The sequence below is a fragment of the Corynebacterium sp. ACRPS genome (genome assembly GCF_022346005.1).
In the GTDB taxonomy this organism is placed as follows: domain Bacteria; phylum Actinomycetota; class Actinomycetes; order Mycobacteriales; family Mycobacteriaceae; genus Corynebacterium.
On the sequence record NZ_JAKRMY010000039.1, the window covers coordinates 1 to 1,928 of the forward strand.

The 1,928-nt window shown below is 54.9% G+C and carries 1 protein-coding gene; it reads right to left on the reverse strand.

Annotation, left to right across the window (positions count from 1 at the left end; all coding sequences use genetic code 11):
* Positions 1-147: 147 nt before the first annotated feature.
* The gene (gene istA / locus MHX65_RS11455) at positions 148-1,782 is read right to left on the reverse strand and encodes an IS21 family transposase (protein ID WP_239270169.1); all 1,635 of its coding nucleotides are present in this window, start codon (positions 1,780-1,782) and stop codon (positions 148-150) included.
* Between the last annotated feature and the right edge of the window lie 146 nt (positions 1,783-1,928).

A 1,928-nucleotide genomic window follows, 5' to 3' on the forward strand; every position in this document is an offset into this window, starting at 1 on the left:
GAGCATCGAGAGCTTCTTTGATCTTGTCTTCAAAGGAGTCCAAGTCACGACTGGGATCGTTGACGATCTCCTGCAGCGTCGTGGCAAACACACGCATCCCGCGAAGAGAACCGAGCAGTTCGAAGTCTTCATCGGTAAGAGCCATGGCTATACCTTCCATTCTTTATCAGTGAAGGCAAACGCCCCGGCCCCGCGTACATGCGACACAGAGTCCGGCGTGTCCGCCGTGGGCTGTTGGCGGTGCGCACGCGTAGTGTCGATGGCCGTCGACAGTGGTACATCGGTGGGCAAATACGCCTGTGCTGCGGCCTGTTTTAGATCCTTGAGCTCTTGGGCTACTTTGTTGACGCTGGGGACTGCTTTGCGCGATAACAGCTGACCACAGGCTTGTTCGAGTTCGATTCGGGAGTAATCCTTCGATAGGTTCAGTACGCCCAGAACGCTAGAATATGCTTGGGCTTCGACTTTACGAGCGTTAAACATCTGGCCGATGAGCTGTGCTGTCGCGGTCCCAATACTTTTCGCCCAGTCTTCCAAGCGTTGCCGGTTCCACTGGGTGTTTAAGTCCTTATGGTTGTCGGGGACATGCTCATCCAAGGTGGAGTAGCCATAATTAGCAGGGGCAATACGATGTGAAGCAACAATCTCACCGTCGTAGAAGACATCCAGATAGTCATCAAAAAGTTGCACGTCGACGAACTTGCCCGCTAGCTTCCACGGCACTGAATACCAGTGATTGGCGATCCGGATGTGGTAGTTCATTGCGACCTTGGACTTCTTCCACCGCGACCACGACCACCGCCGGTCGGGCAATGGGCGCAGCAGCTGTTGCTCATGGTCTTCAAACAACTGGCGACGAGAGATATCCTGCCCGCGGAAGGGACGGCGATCGTTGATGAAATCGCTTTGGTCCTCGAGGGCCTTATTGAGCATGTCGAAACTGTAGAACTCCTGGTCGTCGAGGTATTCCACGCACCATTGCTGGGCAATATCCACGGCCTTTTCAACATTCGCCTTATACCGCGGCCGGTAGCCTTTCGCCGCAGTAATACCTATCTGATAGAAATCGGCAAATGTAGAATACTCCGCAACCGGGATACGCCCCCGCAGCCCACAGGAAATCTGTTGCGTGGCTGTGAGCGCGTTATCCGGGATCAACCGCAGCGGACAACCACCGAAATACTCCAAAGCCGCACGGTGGGCTAAAAGCCACGACCGCATTTTTTGATCCGGCCACGCCGATACATGCATCATCCCTGAGTGCGGCAATGAAGCTACAAACAAGTGCGCGGTAACCCGCTGGCCTGAGACAGGATCCACAACGACCATTCCATCGCCCGACCAGTCCACCATGAGCTCGTCACCGGGATCGTGATTCAGTGGCGCTGACAGCTGATGAACATCGACATAATGCTCAAACAGCGAACAGTACTGTCGATACGAATAATGACGCTGACCAGTACCAACAGGGAACTCCAGGTACTTGGCGTGCGCGACTTTCAACGTCACGCGCTTGCCAGAGACCATCCGCTCAGCAACCTTTTTGAAATCCGGTGCGAGGAACTCCGCATCGTTGCGACGCCGGTTATCCGGAAATAGCTCCTCTAACTGGGCATTCGACAATCCAGCAATCCCACGAGCATCGAGTCGATGGTCCCTTACAACGCGACTGGCCTTATCAATCGTCGACTTCGAGACCCCTAAATCGGCTCGAATCTGGTTCCAGGAACGATTCCCGGCAACCAAGGCAAACATGATGGCACGGTAATCCGTCACCACCATCACTCCTTCCACGTGAACGCGACCCACGCGTACACACTGCGTGGGCCGTCCACTAAAGAGTGCCTAAAAACTACCCCCGGTACCCGATATCCGCACCGGTCGGTACTCGATACCGCCCTACCGGTACTAAATAGCGTCGCGCGTCA

Bases quoted from the DNA above. Each gene is read 5' to 3' on its own strand.
- istA (WP_239270169.1), bottom strand. From the start codon at position 1,782: ATGGTGGTGACGGATTACCGTGCCATCATGTTTGCCTTGGTTGCCGGG.